Source organism: Intestinimonas sp. MSJ-38 (assembly GCF_018917925.1).
Classification (GTDB): Bacteria; Bacillota; Clostridia; order Oscillospirales; family Butyricicoccaceae; genus Pseudobutyricicoccus.
Genome location: NZ_JAHLPO010000010.1, coordinates 16,478 through 41,273, shown reverse-complemented (window position 1 = coordinate 41,273; position 24,796 = coordinate 16,478). Strand labels below are relative to the sequence as shown.

24 protein-coding genes and 5 tRNA genes are annotated in these 24,796 nt (G+C 55.9%); 4 read left to right on the top strand and 25 right to left on the bottom strand.

All coding sequences use genetic code 11. The features are described from left to right. Positions 1-4: 4 nt before the first annotated feature. The 21 genes from KQI26_RS07840 to ybeY form a co-directional block, all read right to left on the bottom strand. The gene (locus KQI26_RS07840) at positions 5-1,663 is read right to left on the bottom strand and encodes a bacteriohemerythrin (protein ID WP_216503980.1); all 1,659 of its coding nucleotides are present in this window, start codon (positions 1,661-1,663) and stop codon (positions 5-7) included. After that, positions 1,656-2,210, bottom strand: coding sequence for a V4R domain-containing protein (locus KQI26_RS07835; protein ID WP_118426308.1), 555 nt, complete (start codon positions 2,208-2,210; stop codon positions 1,656-1,658). The genes KQI26_RS07840 and KQI26_RS07835 overlap by 8 nt, the downstream gene beginning before the upstream one ends. 126 nt (positions 2,211-2,336) lie before the next feature. Then, positions 2,337-2,627 carry a helix-turn-helix transcriptional regulator gene (locus tag KQI26_RS07830; protein ID WP_216503979.1) on the bottom strand — a complete coding sequence of 97 codons (291 nt, stop codon included), beginning with the start codon at positions 2,625-2,627 and terminating at the stop codon, positions 2,337-2,339. A gap of 475 nt (positions 2,628-3,102) precedes the next feature. Further along, positions 3,103-3,177 (bottom strand) — tRNA-Cys (locus KQI26_RS07825). A 57-nt stretch (positions 3,178-3,234) separates the two neighbouring features. Then, a tRNA-Gly gene (locus tag KQI26_RS07820) sits at positions 3,235-3,310 on the bottom strand. Positions 3,311-3,313: 3 nt separating this feature from the next. Further along, positions 3,314-3,389: transfer RNA gene (locus tag KQI26_RS07815), tRNA-Phe, on the bottom strand. Positions 3,390-3,393: 4 nt separating this feature from the next. Further along, positions 3,394-3,470 (bottom strand) — tRNA-Asp (locus KQI26_RS07810). Positions 3,471-3,476: 6 nt separating this feature from the next. Then, positions 3,477-3,552 (bottom strand) — tRNA-Val (locus KQI26_RS07805). A gap of 195 nt (positions 3,553-3,747) precedes the next feature. Then, on the bottom strand, positions 3,748-4,635 hold the full coding sequence (hslO, locus tag KQI26_RS07800) for an Hsp33 family molecular chaperone HslO (protein WP_216503978.1): 888 nt from the start codon (positions 4,633-4,635) through the stop codon (positions 3,748-3,750). A 36-nt stretch (positions 4,636-4,671) separates the two neighbouring features. Continuing rightward, a complete protein-coding gene (locus tag KQI26_RS07795) occupies positions 4,672-5,415 on the bottom strand; it encodes a class I SAM-dependent methyltransferase (protein ID WP_216503977.1) in 744 nt (247 codons plus the stop codon). Continuing rightward, the gene (locus tag KQI26_RS07790; RefSeq protein ID WP_118426198.1) at positions 5,412-5,699 is read right to left on the bottom strand and encodes a YerC/YecD family TrpR-related protein; all 288 of its coding nucleotides are present in this window, start codon (positions 5,697-5,699) and stop codon (positions 5,412-5,414) included. The genes KQI26_RS07795 and KQI26_RS07790 overlap by 4 nt, the downstream gene beginning before the upstream one ends. Before the next feature lie 272 nt (positions 5,700-5,971). Further along, the gene (locus tag KQI26_RS07785) at positions 5,972-6,469 is read right to left on the bottom strand and encodes a hypothetical protein (protein WP_118746927.1); all 498 of its coding nucleotides are present in this window, start codon (positions 6,467-6,469) and stop codon (positions 5,972-5,974) included. An 18-nt stretch (positions 6,470-6,487) separates the two neighbouring features. After that, the gene (gene coaD, locus KQI26_RS07780) at positions 6,488-6,988 is read right to left on the bottom strand and encodes a pantetheine-phosphate adenylyltransferase (RefSeq protein ID WP_216503976.1); all 501 of its coding nucleotides are present in this window, start codon (positions 6,986-6,988) and stop codon (positions 6,488-6,490) included. After that, positions 6,985-7,539 (bottom strand): 16S rRNA (guanine(966)-N(2))-methyltransferase RsmD, encoded by a 555-nt coding sequence (gene rsmD / locus KQI26_RS07775; RefSeq protein ID WP_216503975.1) that lies wholly within the window; start codon positions 7,537-7,539, stop codon positions 6,985-6,987. The genes coaD and rsmD overlap by 4 nt, the downstream gene beginning before the upstream one ends. Next, positions 7,536-9,371, bottom strand: a complete 1,836-nt coding sequence (uvrC, locus tag KQI26_RS07770) for an excinuclease ABC subunit UvrC (RefSeq protein ID WP_216503974.1) — start codon at positions 9,369-9,371, stop codon at positions 7,536-7,538. The genes rsmD and uvrC overlap by 4 nt, the downstream gene beginning before the upstream one ends. 114 nt (positions 9,372-9,485) lie before the next feature. After that, a complete protein-coding gene (locus KQI26_RS07765) occupies positions 9,486-9,749 on the bottom strand; it encodes an HPr family phosphocarrier protein (RefSeq protein WP_118426203.1) in 264 nt (87 codons plus the stop codon). 83 nt (positions 9,750-9,832) lie between these two features. After that, the gene (locus KQI26_RS07760; protein WP_177613857.1) at positions 9,833-10,573 is read right to left on the bottom strand and encodes a DUF554 domain-containing protein; all 741 of its coding nucleotides are present in this window, start codon (positions 10,571-10,573) and stop codon (positions 9,833-9,835) included. 39 nt (positions 10,574-10,612) lie between these two features. Further along, a complete protein-coding gene (locus tag KQI26_RS07755) occupies positions 10,613-12,997 on the bottom strand; it encodes an endonuclease MutS2 (RefSeq protein ID WP_216503973.1) in 2,385 nt (794 codons plus the stop codon). Then, positions 12,994-13,749, bottom strand: a complete 756-nt coding sequence (gene recO / locus KQI26_RS07750; protein ID WP_216503972.1) for a DNA repair protein RecO — start codon at positions 13,747-13,749, stop codon at positions 12,994-12,996. The genes KQI26_RS07755 and recO overlap by 4 nt, the downstream gene beginning before the upstream one ends. A 978-nt stretch (positions 13,750-14,727) precedes the next feature. Beyond that, positions 14,728-15,618 (bottom strand): GTPase Era, encoded by an 891-nt coding sequence (gene era, locus KQI26_RS07745; protein ID WP_216503971.1) that lies wholly within the window; start codon positions 15,616-15,618, stop codon positions 14,728-14,730. Then, positions 15,615-16,127 carry an rRNA maturation RNase YbeY gene (ybeY, locus tag KQI26_RS07740; protein WP_371744107.1) on the bottom strand — a complete coding sequence of 171 codons (513 nt, stop codon included), beginning with the start codon at positions 16,125-16,127 and terminating at the stop codon, positions 15,615-15,617. Before ybeY ends, era begins: the two co-directional genes overlap by 4 nt. A 150-nt stretch (positions 16,128-16,277) precedes the next feature. On the opposite strand from ybeY, the gene KQI26_RS07735 reads away from it, so the two are divergent. Both KQI26_RS07735 and KQI26_RS07730 read left to right on the top strand, forming a co-directional pair. Then, complete coding sequence (locus KQI26_RS07735) at positions 16,278-16,598, top strand: PadR family transcriptional regulator (RefSeq protein WP_216503970.1); 321 nt, start codon at positions 16,278-16,280, stop codon at positions 16,596-16,598. Continuing rightward, entirely contained in the window at positions 16,595-17,803 is a 1,209-nt protein-coding gene (locus KQI26_RS07730) for a DUF2812 domain-containing protein (protein WP_216503969.1), read from the top strand. The genes KQI26_RS07735 and KQI26_RS07730 overlap by 4 nt, the downstream gene beginning before the upstream one ends. Positions 17,804-17,846: 43 nt before the next feature. On the opposite strand, the gene KQI26_RS07725 is transcribed toward KQI26_RS07730, so the two are convergent. From KQI26_RS07725 to KQI26_RS07715, 3 genes are read right to left on the bottom strand one after another with little or no spacing between them, the layout of a single operon-like run. Next, positions 17,847-18,851 carry a PhoH family protein gene (locus KQI26_RS07725; protein WP_118746917.1) on the bottom strand — a complete coding sequence of 335 codons (1,005 nt, stop codon included), beginning with the start codon at positions 18,849-18,851 and terminating at the stop codon, positions 17,847-17,849. Continuing rightward, on the bottom strand, positions 18,844-20,058 hold the full coding sequence (gene yqfD / locus KQI26_RS07720; protein WP_216503968.1) for a sporulation protein YqfD: 1,215 nt from the start codon (positions 20,056-20,058) through the stop codon (positions 18,844-18,846). Before yqfD ends, KQI26_RS07725 begins: the two co-directional genes overlap by 8 nt. A 10-nt stretch (positions 20,059-20,068) precedes the next feature. After that, complete coding sequence (locus KQI26_RS07715) at positions 20,069-20,380, bottom strand: YabP/YqfC family sporulation protein (protein WP_118426213.1); 312 nt, start codon at positions 20,378-20,380, stop codon at positions 20,069-20,071. Between the two features lie 99 nt (positions 20,381-20,479). Here KQI26_RS07715 and KQI26_RS07710 point away from each other — a divergent pair, with 99 nt between their 5' ends. Both KQI26_RS07710 and KQI26_RS07705 read left to right on the top strand, forming a co-directional pair. Further along, positions 20,480-21,640 (top strand): nucleoside recognition domain-containing protein, encoded by a 1,161-nt coding sequence (locus tag KQI26_RS07710; protein WP_216503967.1) that lies wholly within the window; start codon positions 20,480-20,482, stop codon positions 21,638-21,640. 49 nt (positions 21,641-21,689) lie between these two features. Beyond that, positions 21,690-21,899 (top strand): hypothetical protein, encoded by a 210-nt coding sequence (locus KQI26_RS07705; RefSeq protein WP_118426215.1) that lies wholly within the window; start codon positions 21,690-21,692, stop codon positions 21,897-21,899. 42 nt (positions 21,900-21,941) lie between these two features. On the opposite strand, the gene KQI26_RS07700 is transcribed toward KQI26_RS07705, so the two are convergent. Further along, complete coding sequence (locus KQI26_RS07700) at positions 21,942-24,638, bottom strand: translation factor GTPase family protein (RefSeq protein ID WP_216503966.1); 2,697 nt, start codon at positions 24,636-24,638, stop codon at positions 21,942-21,944. Between the last annotated feature and the right edge of the window lie 158 nt (positions 24,639-24,796).

Here is a 24,796-nt window from a genome sequence, read left to right as displayed (position 1 = left end):
ATTTTCAATTTGATGAGGATTTGCTGCTTTCAGAGACTTTCTGAATATAGCGGGCCACCTTGGCATCTTCCATTTTGATGTGATTGATCAGCCAACTGACCAACTGCTTATTGAGCCGGGAGGCCAGCTGGGCCGTGCCCCCCTCTTCTTTCAGCCGCCGGGCCAAATCCTCTGCGGCCTTTCCAAAAGCCTGATGATACTGGTGGTGGCTTTGGTAATCCGGATAGCCATAGCGCTGCTGCAGCTGCTCTTCATGGGCAAAATGAGTCTGGGTATACTGAACCAAAAAGTCCACGATACGGTTCAGTTCCTCCTGCCCTCGGCCTGCGGCACAGGCCTCCCGCAGCCGGTTGACTGCACTCAACAGCTGGCGATGCTCCCGGTCGATCTCCTCATTGCCTGTTTCCAGATCCTTGGACCAAACCCAAGTCATCACCACACCACCCAAACTATTCCGGGCGGCTTTCTTCATATTCTTCAGCATATACATCCGCTCATCGGCCAGTTTCATTACCTCAGCGGCCGAAAGCCTTTCTCCCCCATCCACATATACCACACCATAGCTGAGGGACATGGGAAAGCGCAGGGATTCTTCCTCCAGAACGCGATCCAGCCGTTCCATTTTTTCCACGATCACCGGCGCTTTACAGCGGGGGAACAACGCGGCAAATTCATCGCCGCCGATCCGGCAAATCAGGTCGGTGGAGCGGCTGTCCTGGAGCAAATGCCGGGCCACTGTTTTCAAATATTCATCGCCGGCATCATGACCGAAATTGTCATTGGCGTATTTCAGCCCATCCAGATCGATCATGCAGAAGGTAAATTCCTTTCCTTCCTCCAGCATCTTCTCCAAATTTTCCAAACAAAACCGGCGGTTATACAGATCCGTCAGCGCATCGGTATAGGCCAACCCTTCGATCTGCTCCTGATACTCCCGCTCACTGGTCACATCGGTGATGATGTGAGCACAAGCCATCTTTCCGCTCCATTGGATGTCATAGGCGCGAATCCGAAATGTGCGGCGGCTCTCGCAGCAATGGTATTCGAAATCCCGGTTTTCGCTGTGTTCCCGGCCGCAATGGCGGATAAACTCCAAAAACCGGTGGTAATTGTCACGTTGATTTTGATCGGGCGTGGGATGCTCAAAAAATTGCTTGGCGCTTTGATTGGAATACACCACTTCTCCGCTTTCCTGGGATATAACCATGATCCAATCCTTCAAGCCATCCATCACGGCCTTCATCAGCTCCACCGATTCTCCCTGTATCTGGGACTGGATCTTCAGCTGGGATTCCCGTTCGGCCAGCTGGGCGATCATCCGGTTGAAAGAAGCTGAAAAATCCCCCAAAAAGTCCACGCTCTGGCTGTAATCCCCATTGGCCACCTGATTGGCCTGCCAGGTCAAATGCTTCAAGGCCGAATGAAGCTCCTTCAAACTGCCGGCCAGGAAATTATGGCGTCCTGGAGAAGGGGTGTCCAGGTTGCCTTTCCGCAGCTGATCCAAAAAGCCATTGACTTCGGCCAGGCAATCGGCCAGATAAAAAATCCCATCCTGGAGGGTTTCCAACTCCTCTGACTGCACCCGAGGCTCTTTGGAAAGGGGTTTGTTGAGCAAAATGGTGCGAAGCTGCTGAACCAGAAGGTCGATATCCTGATTATCCATTTTGCTCGCTCTCTTGCGATTTCACGGATGCTTCAAAACGGCACACTCGGGAGCCGGTGGCCCAGCAATCCACCTCGGTGACCACATACTCCTTTTGGGTATAGACCTTCAGCACTCCGGCCAGGAACCCTTCATCATAATTGCACACGGTCTCCCCGGTGATGGGCAAACCGGAGCAGTCCAGATCTTCTCCCACCGTCAGCACGGCTTCCCCTGTATCCGGATCAAATTTTTCCACCCGCAAAATACCGATTTTGCTCTCTTCCAGCACGCTTTGCAAATGGGCAACAAACTCATTGAAAGGCAGGCTCAGATCCAACAGATGATTGGCAAACTCTTTCCCCGCCAGTTCACCTGCTTTACGGAAAATATCCACCGTTGCTTCGTTGCCATAGCGCTTGGCCAGCTCATCTTTAATGGTAAACTGAAACAGCCGGTAAACAAACACCGGCATATTTTCTCCCAGGTTCCTTCTTCCGTCGATCACATCGCCGATGGATTCCCAGGTAAACTTGTTTTCATCTTGCTCCGAAAACAGATTGAACATAATCTTTTCCTCCCGATCCGATGCCGCGCTCCGGCGGCGCTCCAAACTCTCTTTGCATCCCATTATCTCTCAAAAGAGGAAAAAAGTAAAGCCCCTCCTCTGTTTTTCCTTCCAGGCTTATAAAGACTACGCCTTTCCCTTGGCCTGACGAAAATAATCCAACAATTCATATATAATGCGTATTTCCTGCTCCGTCAATTCCGACAAGTCAATCTGCTGGGTTTGCTCCAGTTCCAAAATAAAATCGGCAGAAACATGAAAGAGCTTGTCCAGCTCGATGATATTGATGGCCGTCGGTGCAGAAAGCCCGCTTTTCCAGGCATTCACAGAGGATCGGGTCACTGAAAGCCTCTTCGCAAGCTCTGCCTGGGAATAGCCAGCCCTCTCCCGCAGAGTGCGAATGGTATCACTGATCATTGCAATCACCTCTTGTCAATTTTACAGGACATAGGATGATTAGAAATTGTCATTCTGTGCACAGTTTTATTGGCATTCAATAATCATTATGACATAATATACATGCTATAAATGCCAAAGAAAGGATGACCAATTTATGAAACGACGCCTTGCATCCCTGCTGATTCTGTTGGGCCTGGCCTTCACACTGACCGCCTGCACAAACGAATCTCCTTCTGCCGATTCCCTGGATGGTCTGTGCAACAGCGCAGAAAAATGCTGGATGGAGAAATGGCAGCAGAAGAATATAACAATACCATTACGGAATATACATGCGGCCTCACCCAGGCCTCTACCTTGCTTACCGAAGGATTCGAAATGTTGGAGGAGTAATTGGCTCCTTTCACATAAGAAAAAGCACCTGCTAGACAGGTGCTTTTTCCGCATCACTTTTCAGAAAACAAAAAAGACATTCAAAAGGATGTCTTTTTGTTATTGGAGGCGCCACCCAGAATCGAACTGGGGAATAAAGGTTTTGCAGACCTCTGCCTTACCGCTTGGCTATGGCGCCATACCATATACAGTTTAGATATATGGCAGGAATGCAAAACACATTCCTGCCATATTTTGGAGCGGATGACGAGGCTCGAACTCGCTACCTCCACCTTGGCAAGGTGGCGCTCTACCAGATGAGCTACATCCGCAAGTGGTGCCTCCGGCCGGAATCGAACCAGCGACACGGGGATTTTCAGTCCCCTGCTCTACCAACTGAGCTACAGAGGCAAATTGGCGACCGTGAACGGGCTCGAACCGTCGACCTCTAGCGTGACAGGCTAGCGTTCTAACCAACTGAACTACACGGCCATAAATTGGTGGGAACAACAGGGCTCGAACCTGTGACCCTCTGCTTGTAAGGCAGATGCTCTCCCAGCTGAGCTATGCTCCCCCATTCGCAGCGAGCTTCTCTATTCTAACAGAGAGAACGGTGTTTGTCAAGAAAAAAGTTTTTTCATTCTTTTTCTGTCACACACCTTGCGGCGACGATAATTATTATACCGGCTCAAACCACATCTGTCAACCTTTTTTTGATTTTTCTTCAAGATTTTTGAAAAGGGGGCGATGCCCCCTTTCCATTGATCCCTTAGGGCCGTTTGGCCTGCTTTAAAAGGTCTGTCAGATCCTCTGTGGAAAACACATATTCTGCATCGCAGAACTGGCAGGTAATATGCGCATCCTCGCCGCTGTCCCGCAGCTCCCGCAGTTCCTTTTCTCCCATGCTGATCAGGGCCTGCTCCACTTTCTGCCGGGAGCAATGGCACTCATAGGCCACCGGGTGCTTCTCCAGCACATGGAATCCCAGCCCCTCCAGAGCCTGGTCCATGATCTGCTCCATAGTCTTTCCCTGACTGAGCAGGCTGGTGACACTGGGCATGGATGTAAAGCTCTTTTCCAGCTGATCCACCAAACTGTCCGGCGCACCGGGCATCAGCTGCACCAGGTAGCCGCCAGCAGCCGTCACCTGCTGATCCCGTCCCACCAGCACACCCAGAGCACACACCGTGGGCGTCTGCTCGCTTTCGGCATAATAACCGGCGATATCTTCGGCGATCTCTCCGGAACGAAGAGCCACTTTCCCAGAAAAAGGCTCTCTTGCGCCGATGTCCTTGATGACCGTGAGCAATCCCTGGCGTCCCACGCCAAAGCCCACATCCAGCTTGCCATCGGCGCGAAGAGGCAGGTCCACCGCCGGGTTCTGGAGATAACCCCGCACATTGCCCTTGTGATCGGCCACCGCTGTGATGGCTCCCAGCGGGCCGCCGCCCCGGATCTGCACGGTCACCGAGCCGTTATCGCTCTTCAGGCCATCGCCCATCATGGACGCTGCAGCCAATGTACGCCCCAGAGCCGCCGTAGCCAGAGGCAGGGTGTGGTGAATCTGACGGGCCCGCTCCACCAGGCCGGTGCATTCCACTGCGCTCACCGACACAAAGCCGTCTTTCGTCATACCGCGAATCAAATAATCTGTCATATTTCCTCCATGGAATGGTGATTTTCTGCAAAAAAATCAGGGCTTTTCCGCCACAAAAAAGAGGCGCCGGGTCTGTTCTCCCACCCGCTGCCCTCCAGATGAGCCATAGACATGGCGCACCCGCAATCCGGCCTGCTGGATGGCCTGCTCCAACTGCTCACGGGTATAGGCCCGCTGCTCGTGCCACTCGGTATTCCGGCTCCAGGTTCCGTCTTCTTCCTGAAGGAACACATCCACCTGATGCTGGGCCCGATGGCTTTTCCGGTCATAGCCATACTGCCAGGCGCAAAAAGCCCCCTCCAGCTCTTCCACACTGGAAAGGCCGCCCATCTCCTCAAAAGCCAGCGGTGTTTTCACATCAAACAAAAACAGGCCCCCCGGTTCCAAAAACAAGGAAACCCGGGCGAAAGCCTGTTTCAGCTGTCGCAGCTCGGTGAGATAATTGACGCTGTCCAAGCAGCAAACGGCGGCGTCGATGGTGCCGTACAGATCCAGCTGGCACATATCCTGGCAAAGGAATACCGGAGGGCAGGAAAGCTCCCCGCACTTCTCCCGGGCTACGGCCAGCATATCAGCGGACAGATCGCAAGCGATCATCTCATAGCCAGCCTGCCCCAAAAGCCGGGTCAGACTGCCGGTGCCGCAGGCCAGCTCCAGCACCAACTTCACCGGCTTTTCCCTCTTGGAAAAAGCCTTTTGAGCAAAGGTGGCCCACTGCTCATAGGGCACATCCCCGGTCAACGCGTCATACACCGCCGCCAAAGCGGAATAGGCGATCATTTCTCCAGCTGCTCCAGAATGATATTGTAGCCGCCCTTGCCGTAGCTAAGAGCCCGGTTGACACGGCTGATGGTAGCGGTGCTGGCCCCGGTCTTTTCCACGATATCGCTGTAAATGCAGCCTTTTTTCAAAAGCTTTGCCACAATAAGACGCTGCTGCATGGCCATCAGCTCGGTGACGGTGCACAGATCGTCAAAAAAAGCCCGGCACTCATCCAGATCTTTCAGCATCAAAATAGCCCGGAACAGTTCGTCCATGCTTTCTTCTTTGGGTCTCACATGCATCTTCCCAGTCCCCTTTGTCTTTTATTTTCTCCAAATTTCAAGCGGGAAAAACCTTCAAAAAGGTACTTATAGTGTATCACATCGCTTCAATGATGTAAAGCCTGTATTTTGTTTTCTTTCCGTCATTTTCCAAAAATAATGTCTCATTTCCGCTGTTTTGGCAAAAATATTTCAAAACCTTTAAAAACCAAAAAAACACCCCCGGCACCGGTGACAAATCCGGTGCCGGGGGCTCAGATGAAACCCATTCAAACTAGCGATGTGTTTCTTTATTATTCCTGAGGGGCTTCTTCCGCTGTCCGGCTTTCTGCCCGGGCCGCCTGACGGAACTTCACCCGAGAAGAGCGCACTTCCTCCAAAGCCTGGGCAATGGCCTCCTCGGTGCGCTTCATGGCGTCATCGCAGTAGCCATTGGCCGCGCCCATCAGCTCTTTGGCCCGCTTTTCCGCCGTATTGATGATCTCGGCGCTGCGGCGGCGTGCTTCATTGGTGATATCGTTGTCGTTGACCTTCTGCCGGGCCAGCTCTTCCGCCTGCTTGCGGATGACTTCGGCCTCCCGTTTGCCCGCAGTGATCATCTCGTTGCGCTTTTCCACGATCTCCCGGGCCATTTTCAGATCAGAAGGAATATTGGCCCGGATCTCATCCAGGATATCCAAAGCCTTTTCCCGCTCAATGACGCACCGGTCTCCCATCAGCGGGATCCCGCCTGCATCCTGGATCATTTCGTACAGCGTGGTTACCATTTCATCGATTGTGTTTGCCGGCATTATTCCATTCCCCTATCTTCATTGTCGGTGGGTGTGACGCTGTGCGCCCAGCTTTTTTTCCAGCGCCTTCCTTACAGGCGGCGCCACCCAGGCACTCACATCCTCCCCCGCGAGAAAGGCCTCTTTCACACGGCTGGAACTCACATGATCCCAGCGGGGTTCGGCATACAGAAACAGGGTATCGGCCTGAGGGGCATGAAGCTGGTTAAACCGGGCGATCTCACATTCATAAGTAAAGTCTTGTGCATTGCGCAGTCCCTTGACGATGGCATCGACCCCGTGATCCCTGATATAATCGTAGGTCATGCCGCCGAAAAAATCGGCTTCCGCCCCGGGAATTCCCGCCACGCTCTCCTTCACCAAAGAAAACCGCTCTTCCAAAGAAAAGAGAGCCTGCTTCTGGTCGTTGACCATCACCAGAGCGATAACCCGATCAAACAGACGGGCCGCCCGGCGGATCAGCTCCACATGACCCAATGTGGGCGGGTCATAGCTTCCGGGGATGATGGCCAAGCTCATTTTGTTTCCTCCCGGGTGAAGGTGGTGATGGCAATGGCGCCATAGAGGTACTGCTTTTTCACCCGGTAAGGCTCCTCCAAGGGCTGGATCAAATCCTCCCGGGCACTTTCGCATACTATTATACCACCAGTTTGCAGGATGTCAATTTCCGCTATCTGCCGCAGTGCCTGATTGAGCAGCTCACCGCCATAGGGCGGGTCCAGCAGGATCAGACCGAATTTCTGTCCCCGCAGACCGGACAGGACCCCGAAGGCATCCCCCCGGATCAAACGGCTGCATTTTTCAAAACCGGTAGCGGCAATGTTACGCTCCACCACCTTCTGGGCGCTGGGGTCGCTTTCCACAAACACACAGCTTTCTGCGCCCCGGGAAAGACATTCGATGCCCATTTGTCCCGAACCTGCAAACAGGTCCAGCACCCGGCGGCCTTCGATGTCAAACTGAATGATATTGAAAATGGATTCTTTCACCCGATCGGTGGTGGGCCGGGTGCTGCGTCCTTTGGGGGCCTCCAGCTTCCGTCCCCGGGCCGTGCCGGTGATCACTCTCATGGTTTTTCCTCCTTCGCCCCTTGGGCGTCAAAATATTCCCGCACGTGTTTTGCCACATTCCGGGGCAAAACCTGGGCCAGTTCTTCCTCACTGCACTGGCGGATGGCGGCCAAAGTGCCGAATTTCTTCCGCAGTGCCCGAATGCGCTGCTCTCCCAGGCCAGGAATGCGGGACAGGGTACTCTCCTTCATGCTGCGTCCCCGCAGATTTTTCTGATACTCGATGGCAAACCGGTGGGTCTCCTCCTGCAAATTGCCCACCAGGGAGAACACCGCAGGCTTTGTGCGGATGCCAAACTCGTTTCCGTCGCCGTCCACCAGCGCCCGGGTGCGGTGATGGTCATCTTTCACCATGCCGAACACCGGGATGTTCTGTCCATGCTCCCTAAGCACCTGGTGCACTGCGTTCACCTGGCCCTGCCCGCCGTCGATGAGCAGCAGGTCGGGCAGAGGCAAAAAGCCTTTGTCCCCTTCTTCGGCCCGTTTGAGACGCCGGTCCATGGTTTCGGCCAGGGAGCCATAGTCGTCTCCCCCCAGCGCTTCTTTGATCTGGAAGCGACGGTAGGCACTTTTGTGAAACCGGCCTTTTTCCATCACCGTCATGGCCGCCACCGTGCCGGTTCCCGCCAGATTGGAAATGTCGTATCCTTCGATCCGCTGAGGAGGAGCCGGAAGGCCCAGAATCTCCGCCAGCTGTTCCAAACTGCGGGAGGTCTTTTGCTCCCGCTTGTCCAGAAGTTCCAGCTCCTGGCGGGCATTTTCCATGGCCAGCTCCATCTGCTTCCGCTTTTCTCCCCGCTGGGGCACTTGCACATAGACCTTTCCCTTCCGCAATGTGCCCAGCCATTGAGAAAGCATCTCCTGATCTTCCAGCTCCTGATTCACCAGCACCACCCGGGGAGAACGCTGGGTCATGGTGTAATACTGCTTGATAAACCCTTCCAGCAGGTCTCCCATATCCTCTGGGGTGACGCCGTCGAAAAATTCCTTCTTTTTGTCCAGAAGGTTGCCGCTGATGTAGTTGAGCATCACCACGCAGCCCCGGCTGCCCAGCACCTGACAGGCGATCACATCCAGATCGGAAAGGGCACCGGAGATAATCAGCTGATCCCGTCCCAGCCGTTCCACGGCCCGCATCCGGTCCCGCAAAGCGGCGGCCCGCTCAAATTGCATTTCTTCGGCGGCCTGCTCCATTTCCTGGCGCAATTCCTCCGCCAATCCCTGGTATTTGCCCTCCAGCAGACGGCACACCTGACCGATGAGCCGGTTGTACTCTCCTTTGGACACCTTCCCCGAACACACAGCACAGCACCGGCCGATGTGAGCATTGAGGCAGGGGCGGCTTTTGCCGATATCCCGGGGGAATTTCAAAGAGCAGGTGGGCAGTTTGAAGGTGAGCAACGCGGTATCAAGAGCCTTTTTCGCCCCGCTGCGGCCGCCGTAGGGGCCAAAGTACCGGGCCCCATCCTCCGCTGGTTTGGAAACGATGGAAAACCGGGGATATTCCTCCTTGGACAGGCGCAGGAAGGGATAACCCTTGTCGTCTTTCAGCAGAATATTGTATTTGGGCTTGTGTTTTTTAATCAGGGCGCACTCCAACAGCAAAGCTTCAAACTCGCTGCCGGTGATGATGGTTTCAAAATCATGGACCTGGGAGACCATTTTCAAGGTTTTGGGCGTATGAGAGGCCAGATTGGAAAAATACTGGCTTACCCGGTTTTTCAGCGCCTTGGCCTTGCCGATATAAATGATCTCTCCCCCTGCGTCCCGCATGATATACACTCCAGGCAGAAGAGGGAGCAGAAGGGCTTTTTCCTTCAGTTCTTCATACATAAATCCTGTCCTCCGGCGAAAAAACGCCCACAAAGAGCGAGCGCCGCATGGTTTTTCATGCGGCGCCGGCGATGGGTTCGTGTACGGCCCGGGCCCATTGCCCGGTATGTAGGCTTATTCTCCGAAGTTGGAAGCCACCAGAGTGCACAGGGCGTTGACAGCCTCTTCTTCATCGGAGCCCTCGGCGGAAATGTTGATCACCGTGCCCTTGGTAATACCCAAGGACAGCACGCCCAGAAGACTCTTGGCGTTGACCTTGCGGTTCTCCTTTTCCACCATGATGGTGCTGCGGAATTCATTGGCTTTCTGAATAAAGAAAGTGGCCGGTCTGGCATACAGGCCCACCTGATTGTTTACAGTAACTTCTTTGGAAAACATTTAAGCTACCCCGCTTTCTATGCTTCTATTGTAATTATTCTAACAGATTCGTCACGAATGTGCAAGGGGCATTTACACCTAACTCAAAGGCGCCCCAGCACTCCCTGAAAAAGGGAAAAGAGCAGCGGCATAAAGGCGGCCGGGATCAGGTTGGCCACATTGAATTTTTTCACATCCCACAGGTTGAAGGCGATGAGCATCAGAACGGCGCTGCCCACCAGGGACATCTGGGTCACCACCAGATCGGTGAGATAGGGCTTGATAAGCACGGCCAGCAGGGTCACCGCCCCCTGGTAAAGGCCCACAGACAAGGCGCTGAGGGGCACCCCCAGGCCATAGACCGTGGCAAAGAGCACTGACATAATGCCGTCCAGCATTCCTTTTGCAATGAGCATGGTAGGGTCTCCCAAAAGCCCATCCTGCACCGAGCCCACAATGGCCATGGCCCCGGCACAAAACAGGATGGTGCAGTTGGCAAAGCCCGCTCCCACATCCCGCTCACCCGCTTTGCCGCCAAAGCGGGTTTTGATGGCCTCTCCCGCCTTGTCAAACAGCCGATCCAGCCGCAAAAGCTCTCCCACAATGCCGCCCACAGCCAGGGACAGGATCAGAAGGAGAGTATAACTGCTCTCCAAAGTGCCGCTTTCCCCCACCTGAAGCATACCGGTGAACACCCCGGACAGCCCGATGAGGAAAGTGGCCGCTCCCAGAGCCTGAAAAATGATCTTGCTGAACCGCTCGGGCACACCTTTGCCGATGAGCATCCCTACAAGGCTCCCGGCCAGAATCATCCCCATATTGATCAGCGTGCCCAATCCTGGCATCCCCATCACCGTTCCTTTCTCTTCCCACCTCTTTTTCTTTTATATGTTCATCTGCACAATGGTCACGCCATTTTCCCCTTCGCCATAGGCACCCAGCCGGAAGGATTTCACCTGCCGGGCTCCTTTCAGCCGGGAATGGACGGCCTGGCGCAGCACGCCGGTGCCCTTGCCGTGAATGATGGTGGCCGAGGGCAAACGCAGCCGGAAGGCCAGATCCAGAAACCGGTCCAGTTCCATCAGCGCTTCTTCCGCCGTCATGCCCCGCAGATCCAGTTCGCTGCTTCCCCTGGTAGGCTGGGAAGGCGCCTGAGTGCGCACGCTGCCCTTTTCCTTCTTCTGGGCGGGCGCTGCCGAAATCAGCTGCAATTCCTTTTCCTTGGCCGTCAGCTTCATGATTCCCGCCGACAGCTGCACCGGCTGGCCGGGTTTGGGGGTCTCCACCACAGTACAGCGCATCCCATTGGAGACGATCTCCACCACATCCCCCTTCTGCAAGGGGCGGGGCAGCGGAGCGGCCTGCTTTTTGATCTTTTTCTGGATGGCCTTTTTCTCCGCTTCGGAGAGATGGCCCATCATCACCGCCCGGGCCTGGGACAGATTCTCCTCTGCCGGATTGCGGCTTTGCTCCCGCCGCAGACGGCGCAGTTCCTCCACCGTGTTATCGGCAGCCTTCCGGGCCTCGTCGATCAGCTTCTGGGCCTGTTTCCGGGCGTCCTCCAGCAGCTTCTTTCGCTCCTCCTCAATGGAGGCATAGGCCTTTTCCGCTTTCTCCTTGTCTTCCTGTGCTTTCTGCCGCTCTCTTTGGGCCAGCTGCAGCTGGTTTTCCATCTGCTGCCGCTTTTCTTCCAGGGTGCGGATCACATCTTCAAACTGGATGTTCTGGCTGTCCATGCCGCTTTTGGCCTTCTGGATGATCTCCATGCTCAGCCCCAGCCGCTGGGAAATGGCAAAGGCGTTGGATTTGCCCGGAATGCCGAACACCAGCTTATAGGTGGGCTTCAGAGTGGACACATCAAACTCACAGGAGGCGTTTTCCACGCCCCTGGTCTCCAGAGCATAGGTTTTCAGCTCGGCATAGTGGGTGGTGGCCGCCACCAGTACCCCCTGCTGGCGCAGATGCTCGATGATGGCCACGGCCAGAGCCGCGCCCTCCACCGGGTCGGTACCGGCGCCCAGCTCATCCATCAGCACCATGCTGCCTTCTCCCGCTTCTTCCAGAATCTCTACAATATTCTTCATATGAGAGGAGAAGGTGGACAATGACTGCTCGATGCTCTGCTCGTCGCCAATGTCGGCCAAAATATTTTTGCACACCCGCACCGTGCTCTCGTCTCCGCAAGGCAGCTGTAACCCGCACTGGGCCATCAAAGTGAGCAGGCCCAGGGTTTTCAGGCTCACTGTTTTGCCGCCGGTGTTGGGGCCGGTGATGATAACCGCATCGGTCTTTCCGCCGATGGTGAAGGTGATGGGCACTGCCGTCTCCCGGGGCAGCAGAGGATGCCGGGCCCGCTCCAGGCGGGTCTGGCCCTTTTCCAACAGCTTGGGACGGCAGGCCTTCATCTTATAGGCCAATTTGGCTTTGGCAAAGATAAAGTCCAGGGTGCACAAAATATCATAGTCCTGCTGGATGGTGTTTGCAAAGGCTCCCACCTCCGCCGACAGCTCCATCAGGATCCGGTCGATCTCGTTTTTCTCCTTGGAACGCTCTTCTCGGATGGTATTGTTCAGCTCCACCACCTGCATGGGCTCCACAAACACCGTGGCCCCACTGGAGCTCACATCGTGCACCAGGCCGGGGATGCTCCCTTTGAACTCCGCTTTCACCGGCACCACATACCGGTCGCCCCGGGTGGTGACCACGGTGTCCTGGAGCACCTTGGCATAGCTGGGAGAAGAGATGATCCGGTTCAGCGTCTCCCGGATGCGAGAGGCCGCTGTGCGGATACGCCGCCGGATCTCCCGCAGTTCCGAACTGGCTGTGTCGGCGATTTCTTCTTCAGAGAGGATAGATTGCTCAATTTTATCCTCTAAGTATTTATTTCCGCTGAGTCGGCGGAAGTAATCGGCCAAAACGGTTTCCACCTGCGTATCCTTTTCCAGATACCCTTTTCCGGTGCGGGCCGCCCGCAGCAAAGCGCCGATGTCCAGCAGCTCCTTCATATTCAGGCTGCCGCCCACCTTGGCCCGTTCCAATCCAGCGGACACATCCCGTACGCCGGAGAAGGACGGACTGCCCAGCATCCCCGCCAGGCGGACAGCGTCCTCCGTCTGCTGCTGCAAACGCTCGCAGCCCACCAGATTGTCTTCCGGCTCCAACGCCCGGGCCATTTCCTTGGCCCGCGGGGAAACCGCTTCTTTTTCCAGCAGCTCCAGAACCTTATGCAGTTCCAGAGTGCGGCAGGATTTTTTCTGCAATTCCGTCATATTTCTTTTGTTCCCCCTCCCAGGGATCGGTAAAAGTCCAGCGTCTGAAATCCCCGCTCCAGGCGGGTGAGGCAGTATGCTTCGGCAAAGGCCCCTAACAGCTCCAGGTCCCCTTCCTCCAATCGGAAGGAAAAGAGCTTTTTCAGATCGCATCGCAGCACATACCGGGCCGCCTGCAAAGCGGCCCTGCTCAAAGGAGCGCTGACGCTCCGGCCAAAGGCCCCCCGGCAAGCGGCGCAGTGGAGCTGCCCCAGTTCCAGATTGACCATAGGCTCTTCCGGGTCGGCGCCGCAGGCGGCGCACTTCCACAAATCGGGCTCATAGCCGGCGATGGCCAGAAAGCGCAGTTCAAAAGCCGCCTTGATCTGCCGGATGTCGTACAGATGATGGGCCAGGGCATACAGGCTGTTGAGAGCCAGACGAAGCATACCGGGGGCCGGCACATCTTCTTCCCCTTCGGTGGCCAGCAGCTCGCAGAAATAGGAGCCCAGCGCCAGGGCGTCCAGATCCCGGGAAAGGGAAAAAAACTGCTCCAGCATCTGGGCGTCCTGCAAAGTGAGGCGGCCATTTTTTTCGTACAGGGTAAACTGGCAGTAGGCAAACAACTGCCCGGCCCAGCCCATACGGCTGCTTTTCCGCCGGATGTTCGGGGCTTTTACCGTGATTTTTCCATAATCTTCGGTCATCACCGTCAGCAACCGGTCGCTGTCCCGCCAGTCCACCGTGCGGATGACCAGACCTTTTGTGGTCAAATGCATGAATCTTTATGTAGGGAAGAGCCTTTTTACGGCTCTTCCCGCTCCTTTTCTATCACATAAACCAAATAGGCTTCCGGCAGGCCAGTGCGGCAAAAAAGCTGCCAGGCCTGCTGGGAGACAGAGTTTTCTTCTTCCTTCACCAGGCATCCCTCCTGTTTTCAGTGTACCGCCCCGGAAGGGGAAAAACACATGAAAAATGGCGCCAGTCATGGAAAAAGATGGACATGCCGGAAAAAGCGTCCGAAAAGCTTCTCCCCGCTTCTTTATTCGTCCTCGTAGCCGAAATTTCGGATCTGATTGGGATGGTTCCGCCAGTCTTTACTGTGCTTTTTTATTCATCCTCATAACCAAAATTCCGGATCTGATTGGGATGGTTCCGCCAGTCTTTACTGTGCTTTTTTATTCATCCTCATAACCAAAATTCCGGATCTGATTGGGATGGTTCCGCCAGTCTTTTCCCCAAAAAGCAGGCTTTTCAGGGCCCCTTTCATTTCAATAGATTTTCCCGGCACAGCCGGAAAAATCCTTACGGCCTGCGGCCGGGGCGCTCTCGCGCCCAAGAAGACTGGCCCGGCCTTTTCTATACTTTTTTATTCATCCTCATAACCAAAATTCCGGATCTGATTGGGATGGTTCCGCCAGTCTTTTCCCCAAAAAGCAGGCTTTTCGGGGCCCCTTTCATTTCAATAGATTTTCCCGGCACAGCCGGAAAAATCCTTACGGCCTGCGGCCGGGGCGCTCTCGCGCCCAAGAAGACTGGCCCGGCCTTTTCTATACTTTTTTATTCGTCCTCGTAGCCGAAATTTCGGATCTGATTGGAATGGTTCCGCCAGTCTTTTCCCCAAAAAGCAGGCTTTTCGGGGCCCCTTTCATTTCAATAGATTTTCCCGGCACAGCCGGAAAAATCCTTACGGCCTGCGGCCGGGGCGCTCTCGCGCCCAAGAAGACTGGCCCGGCCTTTTCTATACTTTTTTATTCGTCCTCGTAGCCGAAATTTCGGATCTGATTGGGATGGTTCCGCCAGTCTTCTTTGACCTTCACCCACAGCTCCAGATGGACTTTGGCATCCAGCAGCTTCTGGATCTCAAAACGGGCTGTGGAACCGATCTCCTTGAGCATGGCCCCGCTTTTGCCGATGATAATGCCTTTGTGGCTCTTTCGCTCACAATAGATCACCGCGTTGATGGCCACCAGACCATCCTCCCGCTCCTGCCATTTTTCGATTTCCACCGCCACGCCGTGAGGTACTTCCTTGTCCAGCTTCTGGAGCATTTTTTCCCGAATGATCTCGGCTACCAGCTGGCGTTCCGGCTGATCGGAGATCATCTCCTCGGGAAACAGGGCCGGAGAGGGCATACACAGCTTTTCCAGCTCCCGGAGCAGTTCCTGCTTGCCTTCCCCGGTGCGGGCGCTGAGGGGGATGACGGCGGTAAAGTCGTGGGCCTGCCCATAAAGCGCCATCACTTCCAGCAATTCTTCTTTTTCCACGGTGTCGATCTTGTTGATCACCAGGATGCAGGGCATCTTCTCCCCTTTGATCCGGTCGATGAGCATCTGCTCCGGGATCCCGATGCGGGCCACCGGCTCCACCAGCAAAATAGCGGCATCCACATCGGCCACCGTTTTGTTGACCACCTTCACCATAAAGTCGCCCAAAGCATTTTTGGCTTTATGCAAGCCGGGGGTATCCAGAAACACCATCTGATAAGGATCCTGGCTGAGCACGCCGGTGATCCGATTACGGGTGGTTTGGGGCTTGTTGCTCACAATGGCCACTTTGGCCCCGCACAAGGTGTTGGTCAGGGTGGATTTGCCCACATTGGGCCGGCCTACCACCGAAAAGACGCCGGTTTTTTCGATCATATATTCTCTCCTGTCTCCCGCAGAAGCCCCAGCTCCTGCATGATCTCTTCTTCCAGATTCCGCATAAGACGCCGATCCTCTTCCTCCCGCTCATGGTCATACCCCAGCAGATGGAGCATGGAGTGAACGGTGAGATAAGCACACTCCCGGTCAAAGGAATGGCCATATTCCTCCGCCTGGGCCCGGGCCCGCTCCACCGACAGGATCATATCTCCCAAAGGCACCAGGCCGGTATCCGGGTCCACTTCCATTTCCAGATCGCCCTCATATTCCCCATTGACCATATCCAGCAGGGGAAAGGACAAAATGTCGGTGGGCACCGGCTTATCTCGGTACTCCCCGTTGATCTGGCAGATACCCTCATCATTGGTCAATGTGATATCCACTGAACAATGCCAATCGGGGGCCACCTTCTTCAGCGCCGCCCGGGAGCTTTTTTTCATCAGCTCCTCGGCCTCTTTATCCCGGCACTCCTTGTCCCCGGAAAAGCGGATCTTCAAACTGCTCACCGGCCTCACTTCCTTTCTCTGGTGCACATATGATTTCATTATACTCCCTTTCCCCAAAAATTACAATCCAGCCCCCGTATTGACAGAACCAGCCCCACATATTATAATGTCGTTAAACGATATCGTTTGACGATATTAGGAGGTAAGCCCATGCCCAAAAAATCCCTGGAAGTCCTCACCGAGTCCATGTTTTATGTGCTCATGGCCTTTTGGCGGGAGGAAAAGTGCGGGGCGGAAGTGGCGGCCTTTGTGGAAGAAAAGACCGGTGGCCGCTTCCGTTTGGGACCGGCCACCCTGTACACCCTACTGGCCAAGTTTGAAAAGGAAGGGTATCTCTCCCCCAGCCAGGTGGAAGGACGCAAGCGCACCTACCGGATCACCCCCAAAGGCCGGGCGGCCTATCTGGGGGAAGTGGAACGGCTGCGCCGCTGCCTGGCGGATGCCCAAAGCGAAGGAGGTTTTCTGCCATGAAAAAAAGCCGACGCTCTACCGTATACCGTCTGCCCCCTTGCCCGGCCTACGACATCGAAGACACCGAAAGCTGGCTTTCCGATCTGGCGGAAGAAGGGCTGTTTCTGGAAAAAGACGGCTTTCTCTTTGGGTTTGCCTCCTTCCGCCGGGGCGAGGGAAAACAGCGCCGTTACCGTCTGGAGGCCGCCCCTCAACCCACCGGTCTGTTTTCCGATCAGGACCGCCCCGATGAAGAAGCGGAAGAACTGAGCCGCCTGGCCGGATGGGAGTATATCGCCAACCGGGGAGATTTCTATATCTTTGCCACCGACGACCCCCAGGCCGCCGAGCTGAACACCGATCCCCAGGTCCAGGCCCTGGCCTTGGAAAAGGTGCGCCGCCGCCAGCGCCAGATTTTGTTTCCCACCTTTTTCTGGCTGGTCATTTATCCCCTTTTCTCCATAAAGGGCAGTGTGCTCCGCTCGGCCATCTACCTGGGCGCTCCCATTTTCCTTCTGGGCCATCTGCTGATCCTGTGGTCGATTTTCTCTCCCTTGCGGGAATTTTTCCATCTGCGGAAACTGGGCCGCCGCTTGCAAGAGGGCCTGCCCGTCGATCATCACAAGGACTGGAAAAAATCCGCCCGGCGGCATTTTACCGCAAAAGGCGTTTTTCTCACCTTGCTGGCCGTGTGGATCGTATTGGTGATGACGGCCTGGCAGCGGGACACCGACAAAGTGGATACTGTGTCCCTTGTGAATTTTAAAGAGCCCGTGCCCTTTGCTACTATGGCCGACCTACTGCCCCAGGGTCAGTTCACCTTGGATGACATGGGCTTTAGCAATGAAGTCACCCTCCGCTCTTCCTGGCTGGCCCCTTCCTTTATTGAATTTGGCCAGGTAGGAACGGTGAAAAATGATAAAAAAACCGTCCAGGGCGGCATCAATGTGGAGTATTTCCACACCGTTTCCCCGCTTCTGGCCCGGCTCCTGGCCAAAGAACTGCAGCGGTATGACAGACGCCTTTCCCACTACGAAGCCCTTTCCACCCCTTCAGCCGCAGAATTGGGTGTGGACTCGATCACAGGCTACACCGCCATTTTCCCCACTCTGGTGATGGTAAAAGGAGAAACAGTGCTGAAAGTCTCCTTCTACCAGACCTCCCCCAGTTACACCATGCCCTTGGAGGAATGGGCTCCCATCTTCGCCCAAAGCCTGAACAAATAGCAAAATCAAAAAGGGAAAGCGCATTCTGCGCTTTCCCTTTTTCTTATTTTTTGAAGTTCCGCCGGTTTTTCTCTTTGCCCTCCCGACTTTTCTGCTTCTGCTCTTCGTATCTGGCATAGGCCGTGACGATCTTCTGCACCAGTTCATGGCGCACCACATCCCGGGCCGTCAGGGTACACTGGCCGATGCCTTCCACCCCTTTGAGCACCCGCATAGCTTCTTTCAGACCGCTCATTTTGCCATCAGGAAGGTCGATCTGGGTGATGTCACCGGTAATGACCACCTTGGAATTAAATCCCATACGGGTGAGGAACATCTTCATCTGTTCCGGCGTGGTGTTCTGGGCCTCGTCCAGGATGATAAAGGAATCGTCCAGGGTGCGTCCGCGCATATAGGCTAGAGGAGCCACCTCGATGCTGCCCCGCTCCAGATACCGCTGGAAGGTCTCCGGCCCCAGCATATCGAACAAGGCGTCATAAAGAGGACGCAGATAGGGGTCTACCTTGTTTTGCAGATCCCCTGGGAGAAAGCCCAGCTTTTCCCCGGCCTCCACCGCCGGACGGGTGAGGATGATCCGGTTGATGGCCTTTTCCCGGAAGGCCACCACTGCCTTGGCTACCGCCAGATAGGTCTTGCCGGTACCGGCCGGCCCCACACCCAGAGTAATGGTGTTTTCCTCAATGCAGTCCACATAGGCCTGCTGGCCCACCGTCTTGGCCTTGATGGGCCGGCCTTTTGCGGTGACGCAGATGACCCCGCCCCCCATCTGGCTCAGCTTATCCTGCTGGCCATCCTTGATGAGGGACACCACATAATTCACATTCTGGGGGGTGATCTGCTCGCCTTTGGCCGCCAGGCGCAAAAGCTCGGTAATGGCATTCTGGGCCCCCAGTACACCGTCCGGTTCGCCGCAGATCTTCAGATGATCGTCCCGGCAGACGATGCTCACCTGATACTCCTGCTCCAAAAGCCGGATATTTTCATCAAAAGAGCCAAACAAATTGACGATCTCTTCCATGCGCTCAATGCTGATGGTCTGTTCAATCATTGCCTTCCTCCGTTGTTTTTCGGGAAATGCCCGATACTTCCTGCAAAACGCCCGCCTGCTCCCGGCACTCCACCTGCAAAGCGCTCCGGGCAAAGGGGACTTCATATTGGCATTGGAACTGACGACTTTCCACCTGGGCCTCCGGCAAGGTCAGCTCCAACAGCTCTTCCAAGCGCTGCTCCATCACCTTTTCCGCCGTCTCCTGAATGACCACATAGTCCTTGGGCGTATACTCCACATACCGCTCGGTAACCAGTTTCACAGGAAGAGGGGTGTTTTCGGTGAGTTTCAGCTGCTTTTCTTCCATAAGGATATCATAACACGGGAAAGGCTCCTTTTCAACGAAAGAAAGCTGGATACGCCGGGAGCCGATCACCAGAAAACGGCGCACCTTTTCCCGTCCGGTGGGCACCTTTGTCTGCACCTTTGTGGGCATCACCTGCTCCAGGGTATGCCAGGTGCGCAGCGTCACATCGGCCATGGCGTGAACCTGGCGCACTTCGTCCAGGGCACTGACCATGGTGCCGGTGACCAGGATGTCCCCCTGCACCACAGTATCCCCGGCTTTCTTCATTCCCAATCCAGCCTTGATCTGGATGCTCTCAATGATCCCGTCCTTGTCGGCCACCACATCACAGGGTTCATCCACCGGCACCATTTCCGGCGTCTCCTTTCGTCCGTAGGCCAAAATCTGAGCCTGACTTCCGTTGATGTTCACCGCCACAAAAGAAAAATTGTCGCTGTGGGTCATCACATAGCTGCGCACTTCCTCGCTGTCCACCTTGTTTTTCCCCACGCCGGGGCGCAGACCGGCTTCCTCGGCCAGACGCAGGGCCTCCGCCTGGAGCGTGTGATCGCAGCCGGTCACATCCACCACCCATAAAAACCGGGTGGCCGCCAAAAGGGCCCCGGCACACACCAAAGCGCCGCCCCACAAAGCCACCCGGGGCAGCAGACGATGGGTGTGAAAGGGCACGCCCCTTTTTTTGACGATATGCACCGAGCACATCATCCGACGGGTGAAATGCCGCAGCTGCCGAAAGCCCTGGATGCGCACGGTGGCCTGCACCACATCAGGGGCCAGACGGCGCACATCCCAGAAGGCGATATCATTCTGGGCACAGAGATTGAGGAAGCGCTCGATGGCCGCTCCCCGGATCTCCACTCGCACCCAGCCCCGCACATAATTGATCAGCCCAAGAAGCATCAGTCATCCCTCACGATCGGATAAATTCCACCGCGGCCACCTGGCCCCGGATGTGCAGCGCCCCCTGGCTCATGGCCCCCAGACGCAGATCCATGCCCCGGATCTCCACCGTCACATCCCGGGCTGCCACCCGGATGCGCTCATCGGTGTATTCCAGCACCCCATGGTGGCGCTCCAGCAGCACCTCCCGCGGGCTACATTCCAGTTCCGGAATATCCAACACCGTAGAGGCGGACAGCTCCAGCTCTTCCGCCGCCCGGGCCAGGCACTCCCGCAAGCTCTCCTGCCGGGGCCGGGGCTTTTTCCATTTTTTCTTTTTCATCCATTCACCCCGCTTTTGCTCATTTGCCACCTATTCCTATGCGCCAAAGGTGCTATTTTTGCCTGTCCCCCTCATATATCTCAGCGAGGTGAAGCCGCTATGAAAAAAAATCTCCTTTCTCCCTTCCTTGCCATTCTCCCCGATGTGGGGCTGTGTCTCTTTGCCTATGGCCTTTTGCGCTATGGGCGGGAGGCCTCGGAAAGCCTGCGCCAGGGGCTCTCCCTTTGTGCCCAGGTGCTCATCCCCTCCCTGTTTCCCTTCTTTGTATTTTCCGGGATGATGGTGCGCACCGGCGCCGCCGCCAAATGCGGACGGCTGCTGGAAAAACCGGTAAAAGTTCTCTTCCGCCTGCCTGGCGTCTGCGCCCCGGTGTTTGCTCTGGGACTGCTAGGCGGATACCCGGTGGGGGCCAAAACCGCCTGTACTCTCTATGAACAGAAACTGTGCTCCCGAGAGGAAACCCAGCGTCTTCTGGCATTTTGCAACAACTGTGGCCCGGCATTCATCCTGGGCGTGGCAGGCCTGGCTGTCTTTCACAGTCTCCAGGCCGGACTGTTGCTCTGGGGCTGTCATGTGCTGGCCAGCCTTTGCACCGGCCTGCTCTTCCGCTTTTACGGTTCTTCCTCTCCCCGCCGTCTTTCTCCGGTTTCCTCGGAAAAAGCCATGCCCTTCAGCCACGCCTTGGTGGAAAGCGTCACCTCTGCCATGTCCTCTCTGCTCAATGTGTGCGCCTTTGTTCTCTTTTTCGGTTTGTGCATCGGCCTGCTGGAGCAGATGGGCATTACAGGGGTCCTTCTCTCGCTATTGAAAAGACTGGGCGTATCCCGGGATTTTGCCGCACCGATTCTCTCCGGAAGCCTGGAAATGACCACCGGCATCTGGGGGCTTTCGGAAGTGGCGGGCGCTCTGCCTCTTCGCCTTTCTGCCGCAGCTTTTCTCCTGGCCTTCGGCGGACTCAGCGTCCATTTCCAGTCCCTATCTTTTCTCACCAGCAGCGGCCTTTCTGCCGCCCCTTACTTTATGGGAAAAATCACCCATGGCGCATTGTCCGCCCTGTTTACCTACATTGCCGCCCTGCGTCTTCCGCCCCAGACTGCGGCGGCCAGCGGTCTGTTCTTCCAGGCATCCCCCAGCTCCCTGTCCCCCCTTTCCATTTTTCTCTTTTCCAGCCTGCTTTGCCTGATCCTTTGGCTCCTCACCGGCCTGAGACGGGGAAAATGGGGAAAAAACCATTGTCACAGCCCGCGCAAGCCGGTATAATAAGAAAAAGACAGGGCAGGATAACACAAACCGGAAGGAGGAAAAGCCTATGCTCTTTGACCCTGAGATCAAGCGCTGCTGCGCCTTTTGCGAGCACTCCTCCGATCTGGATGACCGGCTGGTGCTTTGCAGCCTGAAAGGTCCGGTGGATTTTGATTTCTGCTGCCGCCATTATCGCTATGATCCCCTGCGCCGCATCCCCCGGCCCCCTGCAAACCCTTCCCAAAAGAAGTTTACCAAGGAAGATTTTGAACTGTAAACGAAAAAGCCGCCGGAAAACCGGCGGCTTTTTCTGTTTCTTCTATTTTTCCCGAGCCTTTTCCAAGGCATGGCCCAGGGCCTGGTTCTTGCCCCTGTGGCTTTCCTCCAGAATCTGGTCGATCTGCTGCTTCACTTGTCCCACCTGGGCGCGCAATTCGGCAGCGGAAATGCGCAGCGCACCATGGCCCAGAATGATCACTTGCTCCAGGTTGTCCGAAGTGGCCACCTGCACCTTGTGATGACGGGCGATGGAATAGGTGGTTTTTTCAATATAGCTGTCTGCCGTCTCCGTTTCCTTGGTGTACACCACATGGATGTTATGATACCGGCTGACGCTTCCCAGATTCCCCGGCACTTTGTAGGCGTCAAAAACCAAGATCACATGGTTTCCCCGGTAGCCCTGGTAATTGCTGAGGATGTCCATCAGGATCTGCCGGGCGGTGTCCATGCTCTTTTGGGCGATGGTTTTCAGCTCATCCCAGGCGAAGATGATATTGTAGCCGTCCACCAGCAGATATTCTTCCCGGCGGGCAAGTCCCGGGCCGGAAAGGGTCTGACGCACTGCCGGCTTTTCCTCCTCCGGTTGCTGCGCTGGCTTCTCCGGTGCCTTTTTGGCCCGGCTTTCAAAATCCCGGCGGCGGATGGGGCCATAGGTCCGCTCATAGATGGCCATCAGCTCTTTGTCCTCTTCCAAAGAGCCGGCATACCGGGAAACCGCCGGAGCGGCTGGAGCGGCTGGAGCGGCTTCCTCCCGCTTCTTTTCCAAAAAAGAGGGCAGGTGCATATATTCCGGCACCTGATCCCACTTGACGGCAAAGCCTGCCCCATGGGCACAGAACACCGAATCCGGGCTGTTTTCCAGATCCCGCTGGGGATCGTAGCCCATTTGCTCCACCACCTGCTGTTGGTCGTGGCAGGGAGCATACCCTCCCAGGGCCAGAGAAAGACGGCCCTGGCCTTTGGTGTAGGCCGTCACCTGGGCGGCATAATCCCCCAAGGCGGATACCGGCGCCCGGCCGGTGAGCACGGCCTCTTCCCCCTGGCTTTCCGGCGGAGACACCACGCCGCCCATCCGCTGGATGTCGGCCATGGCCCGTCCCACTGCCGTAGGCGGCAGTTCCAGCCGCAGATCATACCAGGGTTCCAACAGCACACTTTCGGCCTGCATCAGCCCTTGCCGCACTGCCCGATAGGTGGCCTGACGGAAGTCGCCCCCTTCGGTGTGCTTTTCGTGGGCCCGGCCTCCCACCAAGGTGATCTTCATATCGGTGATGGGAGAACCGGTGAGCACTCCCAGATGGGTCTTTTCCTCCAGATGGCTGAGCACCAGCCGCTGCCAGGATCGCTCCAGCACCTCTTCCGGACACTGAACATCAAAACAAAGGCCGCTGCCCCGCTCTCCCGGCTCCAGAATCAAATGGACTTCGGCATAGTGGCGCAGGGGCTCATAATGCCCCACCCCTTCCACTTTGTTTGCGATGGTCTCTTTGTATACGATATTCCCCTGGCCGAAGGATACTTCCATGGAAAACCGCTGGGCGATGACCTTCTGCAAAATTTCCAGCTGCACCTGCCCCATCAGTTGGATGTGGATCTGCCGCAGCTGTTCATTCCACACCAGATGGAGCTGGGGGTCCTCTTCTTCCAGCTGACGCAGCTGGGAAAGGGCGGTATGGGGATCTTTGTCCGGCGGCAGGATCACCTGATAGGTAAGCACCGGCTCCAGTACCGGCAAAGTGCTTCCCGCTTCGGCCCCCAGGCCCTCTCCGGCCCAGGTTCGGCTCAGCCCGGTGACGGCGCACACCGTCCCCGCCGGGGCCTGGTCCACCGCCTGGTACCGGGCGCCGGAATAGATGCGGATCTGATCCACCTTTTCCTCCCAGGGTTCCTCTCCCGCCCGGCCTTTGCCGGAGAGAAGAGCCTTGACCCGCAAGGTACCCCCTGTCACTTTCAGATAGGTCAACCGGGCCCCTTGCGGGTCCCGTCCGATCTTATAAACCCGGGCGGCGAACTCCCCGCCATAAACCCGGGGAGTCGCGTACCGTTCCAGTCCTTCCAGAAGCTCTGTCACCCCTTGCAGCCGGAGCGCCGAACCAAAATAACAGGGAAACAGCTTCCGCTGGGCAATCAGGCTGGACAAATCCTCTGGTTTCAGCCGTCCTTCTTCCAGATAGGTGGCCATTGTGTCCTCATCGCACAAGGCCGCTTCTTCCCACAATTCTTCCGGCGGGCGATGAGGATCAAAATCCACACAGCCTCCGTCCAGCTGACGGCGCAGCTGCTCCATCAGGCTCTGCCGGTGAGTGCCGGGCAAGTCCATTTTATTGATAAAGAGGAATGTGGGGATGTGATATCGGCTCAAAAGACGCCACAGCGTACGGGTATGGCTCTGCACCCCATCGGTGCCGCTGATCACCAGCACAGCATAATCCAGCACACTGAGTACCCGCTCCATCTCGCTGGAAAAATCCACATGGCCAGGGGTATCCAGCAAGGTTGCCGGCCTGTTTCCCATCTGAAAAACAGCCTGCTTGGAAAAAATAGTAATCCCCCGCTGCCGTTCCTGTTCCTCGGTGTCCAAAAACGCGTCCTTGTGATCCACCCGCCCCAGCTTTTTCAGCTGACCGCTCTGATACAGCATTCCTTCCGACAAAGTGGTTTTCCCCGCGTCCACATGGGCCAACAAGCCAATACAAATAGGCCCGCGGCCTTGCTTTTCTTCCTTCTGTTCGCCCATATCCGCACCTTCTCTCATGAAAACATACATGGATTAGTATATCACAAGAGCGGAACATCGTCGAGATAAAGTATTGGAATTGGTTTCTGCCTCTTCGGCAAAAGCCACGAAACGGAAGCGATTGACGCCGCTTCTCACTTGTAGTAAAATTATAAGAG